The sequence below is a fragment of the Rhodococcus sp. NPDC056516 genome (assembly GCF_042794655.1).
Taxonomy (GTDB): Bacteria; Actinomycetota; Actinomycetes; order Mycobacteriales; family Mycobacteriaceae; genus Rhodococcus_F.
The window spans coordinates 860,912-869,209 of the sequence record NZ_JBHTTG010000002.1 but is presented as its reverse complement, the minus strand read 5'-3'; the positions used below and the strand labels follow the sequence as shown (position 1 = coordinate 869,209).

7 protein-coding genes are annotated in these 8,298 nt (G+C 63.5%); 3 read left to right on the top strand and 4 right to left on the bottom strand.

From position 1 onward, the window contains the following. Positions 1-115: 115 nt before the first annotated feature. The 3 genes from ACFQ6Y_RS09280 to cofC all read right to left on the bottom strand — a co-directional run bounded on the left by ACFQ6Y_RS09280 (position 116) and on the right by cofC (position 4,104). On the bottom strand, positions 116-1,042 hold the full coding sequence (locus tag ACFQ6Y_RS09280; protein ID WP_378449571.1) for a bifunctional NUDIX hydrolase/histidine phosphatase family protein: 927 nt from the start codon (positions 1,040-1,042) through the stop codon (positions 116-118). A gap of 17 nt (positions 1,043-1,059) precedes the next feature. Further along, complete coding sequence (locus tag ACFQ6Y_RS09275) at positions 1,060-3,219, bottom strand: RNA degradosome polyphosphate kinase (RefSeq protein WP_378449575.1); 2,160 nt, start codon at positions 3,217-3,219, stop codon at positions 1,060-1,062. A 135-nt stretch (positions 3,220-3,354) separates the two neighbouring features. Then, positions 3,355-4,104, bottom strand: a complete 750-nt coding sequence (gene cofC / locus ACFQ6Y_RS09270) for a 2-phospho-L-lactate guanylyltransferase (protein WP_378631302.1) — start codon at positions 4,102-4,104, stop codon at positions 3,355-3,357. Between the two features lie 126 nt (positions 4,105-4,230). Between cofC and ACFQ6Y_RS09265 the strand changes: the two genes are divergently transcribed. From ACFQ6Y_RS09265 to ACFQ6Y_RS09255, 3 genes are all read left to right on the top strand, one after another. Continuing rightward, complete coding sequence (locus tag ACFQ6Y_RS09265) at positions 4,231-5,229, top strand: NAD(P)H-dependent glycerol-3-phosphate dehydrogenase (RefSeq protein ID WP_019747941.1); 999 nt, start codon at positions 4,231-4,233, stop codon at positions 5,227-5,229. After that, the gene (locus ACFQ6Y_RS09260; protein ID WP_378631299.1) at positions 5,226-6,377 is read left to right on the top strand and encodes a cystathionine gamma-lyase; all 1,152 of its coding nucleotides are present in this window, start codon (positions 5,226-5,228) and stop codon (positions 6,375-6,377) included. Before ACFQ6Y_RS09265 ends, ACFQ6Y_RS09260 begins: the two co-directional genes overlap by 4 nt. A gap of 72 nt (positions 6,378-6,449) precedes the next feature. Continuing rightward, a complete protein-coding gene (locus ACFQ6Y_RS09255; RefSeq protein ID WP_378631297.1) occupies positions 6,450-7,556 on the top strand; it encodes a D-alanine--D-alanine ligase family protein in 1,107 nt (368 codons plus the stop codon). On the opposite strand, the gene ACFQ6Y_RS09250 is transcribed toward ACFQ6Y_RS09255, so the two are convergent. Beyond that, positions 7,557-8,249, bottom strand: coding sequence for a DUF3515 domain-containing protein (locus ACFQ6Y_RS09250; RefSeq protein ID WP_378631294.1), 693 nt, complete (start codon positions 8,247-8,249; stop codon positions 7,557-7,559). Positions 8,250-8,298 lie beyond the last annotated feature (49 nt).

Here is an 8,298-nt window from a genome sequence, read left to right as displayed (position 1 = left end):
GATTCAATCCGCGGCTGCACCTCTTTTTGCTGTCTCGTAGAAGTCTGAATTCTCCTGTGTTTCAATGCTTTGCAAAACTACCGAATCGGTCCCACGCTCCGATTGCCCAAATCCCTCAGGAGTTGGCGACTTTGGGGAGCGGGCTGTCGAGGTGATCGGCCGCGACAAGACGGCCGTCGAGGAACGAGAGCACCCAGGTGCTCGCCTTACGGTTGCGTGCAGAGGGCAGTGTTACGCCAGCCGTATCGGCCCACCAGCGCATCAGATCGGGAATGACGCCTCCTTGGCTGCAGATCACGGGTGTGCCCTCCAGCGCGGCGATCTGCAACGCACGGGCCCGAGCGGCATCGGGATCGGCCGCATAACCTTCTTCGGTCAGAAGAGGTTCCGTAGAAATCTCGACACCCAATGCCTCCGCCAACGGCATCACCGTGTCGATGCAGCGAGTACGGTCGGCCGCGAAAACGGAATCGGCGCCGAAGATTTTCAGCTGCTCGACCAACGCGGCCGATTGCTCTTTGCCCTTGGCGTCGAGTGGACGCAGATTGTCGTCGCCCTTGTATCGCTTCCGGCTTCCGGCTTTTGCGTGGCGGACGAGTAATACCGTTTTGGTGTCCGGCCGAATGGAAACGAAGCGGCGAAGAATCATTCGATCCATCGGGTACGAAAGATGATCGGCGACCTCGGCGACCGGAAGCCAATAAAGAACATCCACTTCGTTATTCGGTCCGAAATCTCCGTCGACTGCTTCTGCCGACCAGTATTCGACCCGCTTGAGTTTGCGATGCCCCGGGATCGGGTATGTCACGCCACCGAGGTGCCTGCCGAAACGTCCCGTGATCGAGGTCTCTTCGCGCACCTCGCGAACCGCCGCGGTCAGGAAGGTCTCGCCGGGGTCGAGTTTCCCTTTGGGGAATGACCAGTCGTCGTACTTCGGTCGATGTACGACGGCGATCTCGATGGCGGAAGGATCCTCAGGAGCCTTCCGCCACAGAACCGCGCCTGCGGCAAAGATGTTGGCTTTGACCGGCTTGTCGCTCATTGTGTGATCCGAGCCCGTCAAGACCCGCTGGAGGTGCGGCTGCGCATCAACGACTGCTGATGCTCGCGTACGTCCTCGCCGCGTTCGGGGGCAGCTACCCAACTGCCGTCCGGATGCAGTACCCAGCAGCGAGTTCGGGGATCGAGCGCGGAATCGAAGATGTCACCGAGTTGCTTCGACAGTTTCGGATCCTTGACCTGCACCATGACCTCGACGCGGCGATCGAGGTTGCGGTGCATCATGTCTGCGCTGCCGATCCAGAATTCGTCGGCAGAGCGGAAATGGAACATTCGCGAGTGTTCGAGGAACCGGCCGAGAATGGAACGTACTTCGATGTTTTCGCTGAGGCCCGGAACCCCCGGCTTGAGCGCGCATATTCCGCGGACCACGATCTCGACGGGGATACCGGCCTTGGAAGCGCGGTACAACGCGTCGATGACCTGCTCGTCCACCAATGCGTTGGCTTTCAATCGGATACCGGCATCGCGGCCCGCGAGCTTGTGAGCGATCTCGTTGTCGATCCGCTCGATGATCCCGCGGCGAACCCCGTACGGCGCAACGAGAAGGTTGCGGTAACTCGTCTTACGGGAGTATCCGGTCAGCGAGTTGAAGAGGTCGGTGAGGTCCGCGCCGATCTCCGGTGCTGCGGTGAGCAATCCGACGTCCTCGTACATGCGCGCGGTCTTCGGGTTGTAGTTGCCGGTGCCGATGTGGCAGTAACGGCGAATGGTCGACCCCTCACGCCTGACGACGAGGCACGTCTTGCAGTGAGTCTTGAGACCGACGAGACCGTAGACGACGTGAACGCCGGCCTGCTCGAGTTTGCGTGCCCACTTGATGTTGGCCTGCTCGTCGAAGCGCGCCTTGATCTCCACGAGGGCAACAACTTGCTTGCCGGCCTCGGCGGCGTCGATCAGTGCGTTGACGATGGGGGAGTCGCCGGAAGTGCGGTACAGGGTCTGCTTGATCGCGAGCACCTGCGGGTCGGCGGCGGCTTGTTCGATGAAGCGCTGAACGCTGGTGGAGAACGAGTCGTAAGGATGGTGGACGAGCACGTCGCCGTCGCGCAGGGTCGAGAACACACTCTTCGGCGTCTCACGCTCGCCGAACGCCGGATGCGTCGCCGGGACGAACGGAGCGTCCTTGAGTGCCGGCCGGTCGACGGCGTAAACCTGCCAGAGGCAGGACAAGTCGAGGAGGCCGGACACCTCGATCACGTCGGCCGGGTCGACGTCGAGTTCACGCAGAAGCAGTTCGAGCATGTGCTCGGTCATGTCGTCCGCGACTTCGAGTCGGACGGGCGAACCGAAACGGCGACGCGCCAATTCACGTTCGAGTGCCTGCAACAGATCCTCGTCGCGATCCTCTTCGACCTCGAAATCGGCGTTGCGTGTGATTCGGAAAGCGTGATGTTCGACGATTTCCATTCCGGGGAACAGAACGTCCAGATGAGCCGAAATCAGTTCTTCCATTGGAAGGAACGAATCGATGGTGGACGAAGACGTCGTGCTCTTGACTCGCACGAACCGGCCGACGTTGTCGGGGACCTTGACGCGAGCGAAGTGTTCGCCGCGGGTGACGGAGTCCTTCACGGTGACGGCGAGATTGAGGCTCAGTCCGCTGATGTAGGGGAACGGGTGAGCGTGATCGACCGCCAACGGCGTCAGTACCGGGAAGACCTGCTCGTGGAAATGCGCCGAGAGTCGGCCGTGATCGTCGGCGCTGAGATCGGCCCACCGAACGATCGAAATGCCTTCTGCCGCCAGCGCGGGGCGGACCGAGTCGAGAAACACGTGTGCGTGCTTGTCGGCGAGCTCCTGGGTGCGTCGGGCGATGAGCGCCAATTGTTCGCGTGGGGAGAGTCCGTCGGCAGACCTGACCGACAGGCCCGTCTCGTCGCGGCGCTTGAGTCCGGCGACCCGGACCATGAAGAATTCGTCGAGATTGGAAGCGAAGATTGCCAGGAACTTTGCGCGTTCGAGCAACGGCAGTGACTCGTCGGCGGCCAATGCGAGAACGCGCGCATTGAAATCGAGCCAGCTGAGTTCGCGGTTGAGGTAGCGATCCTCGGGAAGTCCGACGAGCAGTTCGGGTAGCTCTGCCTTGGTAGCTGCAGGGGGAGCGCCCGGGATGTTGGTGGCAGTCGCGACGGCCTGAGATCGAGTAGAGGCGGCCACGCCGTTCTCGTGTCGGTCGGAGCTGTGGTCTCCGTCCGACTGGTCTTCGGAAATACGGTTTTCGAGTGCTTCGCCATTGCTCACTCGTCGATCATCCCCCACAATCGCGCGGTCCGACAATCGATGAAAGAAAATTCATCGACTGTTCGACGGCGCGGCCTTGAGTCTGGTCAACGAAGCCAGTGTGGCTGGGCCTACTCCGAGTGCTCGCACAGTGTCGAGGTCGGCATGGGTGTCGACGTCGGTCCGCAGTCCCGGCCACTGGCCGGTCAGTCGCTGTGCGCCTGAATTAATATGTCCGCGTGCGGATTCCGGACCGAATAGAGGGTCGAGTGAGCTCTCGCCACACGCAAAGAGTGCCGAGGTGCCGGTGCCGTGGTGATCGACGACGACGGAACGCCCGCCGCTTCGGGCCGCGACCACAGCCTCCGACAACTCACTCGGTTGCATAGCGGGCAAGTCGGCTTGCAGCACAACGAGGTCGACCACTCCGCGCTTGGCCCGGATATCGGCGGCCGCCGCGCTCAACGCGGCGTTGAGGGTTTCCTCCGTGCGCGGTGTGACGCCGTCGGTTCGCGCGCCGTCGGGAGTTGGATCGGCGTAGACGGTGACGCCGACGGAGTATGCGAGAGCGGCGACGGTCGGGTCGGGGGTGACCACGGTGACACCGTCGATTGCCGAGACGGAAGCAACGGTGGACAGAGTGTCGTGGAGCATCGCCAACACGAGGTCCGCCCGCGCGTCCGAGTCGAGTTCGTCCGCGAGGCGAGACTTGGCCGATCTCAAGGACTTGACGGCAACTATCGCATGCATGGGGCGTTCGATCTCCGCGTGCGCATGCGGCGTCTCCACGACGTGTGGGTACGGGGGGTCCGCGCTGTCCATTCCTCGATCTTGCCAGTCATCGCGCTTGGTGTCCGCGGCTGCCCACCGCAGCGAGCTACAGGCGATACTCTGTGCAGACGATTTTTCTGGCGGCGACCCGCTTCGCCGGGTAGACGGGGTGAGCGTGTGAGTAAGGCAGCTGTACTGGGCGCAGGTTCGTGGGGAACGGCGTTGGCGAAGGTGATGGCCGAGGCCGGAACCGACGTGACGATGTGGGCGAGGCGTGAAGAGGTCGCGAAGCGCATCGACACCACGCACGAGAACAGCGACTATCTGCCAGGCATTGCTTTGCCTTCGTCGATTCGCGCGACCCACCACCACGAGGAGGCGATGGCAGGCGCGGACTTCATCGTGCTGGCGGTTCCCTCGCAATCGCTACGGGGAAACCTGGAGCAGTGGAAGGGCTCGATCGGACCCGATGCAACTCTGCTGAGTCTGGCCAAGGGGATCGAGACCGGGACGCTCATGCGCATGAGCCAGGTCATCGTGTCGGTGACCGGCGTGGAACCCGGGCGCGTTGCAGTGCTCTCGGGTCCGAATCTTGCACACGAGATCGCCAGCGGGCAGCCCGCGGCGACGGTGATCGCCTGCTCGGATTCCTCGCGTGCCCTCGCTCTCCAGGATGCTTGCGCTACCGGCTATTTCAGGCCGTACACCAATTCCGACGTCATCGGTTGTGAGATCGGTGGTGCGTGCAAGAACGTGATTGCACTGGCCTGCGGCATGGCCGCCGGTAGTGGGTTCGGTGACAACACGGTTGCCAGCATCATCACCCGTGGGCTCGCCGAGACGATTCGTCTCGGCGTTGCGCTCGGTGCCAAGGCATCGACACTTGCCGGTCTTGCGGGAGTCGGTGACCTGGTCGCGACCTGCACCTCCGAGCTGTCGCGAAACCGGACGTTCGGCGAGCGACTCGGACGGGGCGGGTCGATGGAGTCGGCGCAGAAGGCGACAAACGGGCAGGTCGCCGAGGGCGTGAAGTCGTGCACGTCGGTGCGTGCACTCGCTGCCGGATACGACGTCGAGATGCCGTTGACCGACGCCGTCCATCGGGTGTGCCACGAAGGTATGGCCGTCAGCGATGCAATCGGTCAGTTGCTCGGACGCCGGACCAAGCCGGAGTGAGCGAAATCGGTGTGAGTCACTTCGAGGGTTACGGGGATTCGACGCGCAGCGTCAGCGCGGTAGCGCGGGAACCCGCGGCAGGTCAGCCGATGCAGCTCGGCCCGATATTCGCTGCGCCGTACCAACTTTCGGCCGACGAAGGTTCCGAATCCGATACCTACGCTCGGGCATCGAACCCGGGTTGGCGCGGACTCGAATCTGCGCTCGCGGCGCTCGAGGGAGCGGACCACGCACTCGTCATGGGTTCGGGAATGTCCGCGATCACCGCGACCTTGCGTAGCGTGCTCGTCGCCGGGGACACGGTCGTCGTGCCGTCGGACGGGTACTACCAGGTGCGGTTGTACGCGAACGAACGGTTGGTGCCGTTGGGGATCTCCGTTCGTGAGGTCTCGACCCTGCAGATGGGTGACGCGAGCTTCGCGGATCTGATCGAGGCGTCGCCGGGCCGCGTGGTCGTCGTCGCCGAGACGCCGTCCAACCCGGTGCTGGACGTGGTCGACCTTCGCGTGCTCGCCGACGTGTGCCACCGTTCGGGCGCGCTCCTGATCGTCGACAACACGACTGCAACACCGCTGGGTCAGCGCCCGCTCGAATTGGGTGCCGACATCGTGGTGGCCAGCGGCACCAAGGCCCTCAGCGGGCACAGTGACCTCCTGATGGGTTACGTCGCTACCTCCGATGCGGCGGTAGGTCAGCGAATCGAGCGCGAGCGACTTCTCTCGGGAACGGTGCTCGGACCCTTCGAGACGTGGCTCGCGCACCGGAGTCTCGGCACGGCAGGACTGCGATTCGGGCGTCAGTGCGACAACGCGCTTGCACTGGCTGAGATGTTGGTAGGTCACAAAGCAGTCCGGTCCGTTCGTTACCCCGGTCTTCGCGGTGACCCGTCCTTCGCAACGGCATCCGGTCAGATGAATCGATTCGGCGGATTGGTGAGCATCGAGTTGGATTCGGCTCAGGCGTTCCACTCGTTCGTCGAAGCGAGTGCTCTCGTCACGGCTGCCACCAGCTTCGGCGGGATCCACACGACGGCGGATCGCCGAGCGCGCTGGGGCGATCCGGTCAGTGCGGGTTTTGTCCGAATCGCTTGTGGCATCGAGGACACCACCGATCTCCTGGCCGATATCGAGCGCGCACTCGACGCGTAGACGGACCACGTCGATGATTTCCGGTCCGGCCCGATCGCGTGCCGAAGTCGATTCGGCGGTACGGTTTGACGCGTGAACAGCAGCCGTACCCGCGTGGCCGTGATCTTCGGTGGCCGGAGCAATGAGCATTCAGTGTCCTGTGTTTCCGCCGGAAGCGTCCTGAGCAACCTCGACCCCGATCGGTACGACGTCGTACCGATCGGCATCACCGTCGACGGTTCCTGGGTGCTCGGTTCGAGCGACCCCAGTTCCCTGGCGATCAGTGGGCGAGCGCTGCCGTCGGTCGACAAGGACGGAACCTCGGTGGTCCTCAGCGCGGACCCCACCCGCGAGGGCGAGGTCATCTCCTTCGACGGCTCTGACGCCGGGGCTGTGCTCGCGTCGGTCGACGTCGTGTTCCCGGTTCTGCACGGCGCTTACGGCGAAGACGGCACCATTCAAGGTCTACTCGAACTTGCCGGGGTTCCGTACGTCGGACCCGGAGTCCTGGCCAGCGCCGCCGGCATGGACAAGGAGTTCACGAAGAAGCTTCTTGCCGCTGAAGGACTTCCTGTCGGAGTGCAGGTCGTGCTTCGACCGGGAACCGCAACGCTGACCGAAGAGCAGAAGGCGGAGTTGGGCCTTCCGGTGTTCGTGAAGCCCGCTCGAGGTGGTTCGTCCATCGGGATCACGCGGGTGAGCGATTGGGAGGGGCTGGACGGGGCAATCGCTCATGCACGCCTGCACGATCCCAAGGTGATCGTCGAAGGCGCGATCATCGGCCGTGAGGTGGAATGCGGCGTCCTCGAATTCCCGAACGGTGACGTCAAAGCGAGCGTGGTCGCCGAGATCCGGATGCCGGATTCCGACGCCGATTCGGACGCGTTCTACGACTTCGACACCAAGTACCTCGACGACGTCTGCGAATTCGACATCCCCGCGTTACTCGACGAGTCGGTGAGCGACCAGATTCGAGAGCTGGCCGTCCGCGCGTTCAAGGCACTCGATTGCCAGGGACTCTCGCGGGTCGATTTCTTCGTGACCGCGAACGGCCCGGTGATCAACGAGATCAACACGATGCCGGGGTTCACCTCCATCTCGATGTACCCGAAGATGTGGAACGCTACCGGAATCGATTACCGCACTTTGATTTCGACGCTGATCGACACCGCTGTCGCTCGGGGCACCGGGCTTCGCTGATCAGGGAACCGCGACCGGCGCCGGGTCGAGAGGCTTCTGCTCCAGAGTCGCCGTGATGGTGTCGGAAATCTCCTGAATCGGCGTCGGGCCGGTCCCGTCGGGAACCGTGATGCCGATGTACTCACCACGGTCGACGGCAAACCAGGTGCTGGCCGCCAGACCGATGTCGGTTCCCGAGACCTGGAACCACTGGACGCCGTTCACGACCTGGAGCGCGGCCGCCTGGTCGAACTCGGTCGGACGATCGAGCCCGCAGCGCAAGACGATCGGCTCACCTTCGCTGCGCTGCCACGCGGCTGCTCCGGCCGGGGCAGGTTCCACCAACTCGGCTTTCGTGAAGTCGTCGATCTTGTCGGGAAGCGCGCCGAGGAGAGAAACGCAGGCCTCCGACTCGGCTGCCGGCGCCGGTACGGGTCCCAGCGCTACCGGCGAGAGTTCAGGATTATTGCCCGCGACGACGGCTGCGATCACCACTCCGACGATCAGGGCCACCGGCAGTGCGATGGCAGTGGCGATCAGCGCCGGGCTGCGGCGTTCGGTCGGATCGTCCTCGCCGTCGGGGTCGATGTCGGCGTTGTCTGCGGTGGAAGTGTTGTCTGCCATGCTCAGTTCTTCGCTCGGGTCCTGGTCCAGTCGATCAGCGGTCTCGTCACTTCTGAGGACACGTCGGTGAATCGGTAGGATTGCCGACACACGCGTGAGCTTGCAGAAGCGTTCACGACCACAGCTAGAAGGTACCGCA

Excerpts from the sequence above, each read along its gene's own strand:
- ACFQ6Y_RS09280 (WP_378449571.1), bottom strand. The coding sequence starts at position 1,042 with ATGAGCGACAAGCCGGTCAAAGCCAACATCTTTGCCGCAGGCGCGGTT.
- cofC (WP_378631302.1), bottom strand. The coding sequence starts at position 4,104 with ATGGACAGCGCGGACCCCCCGTACCCACACGTCGTGGAGACGCCGCAT.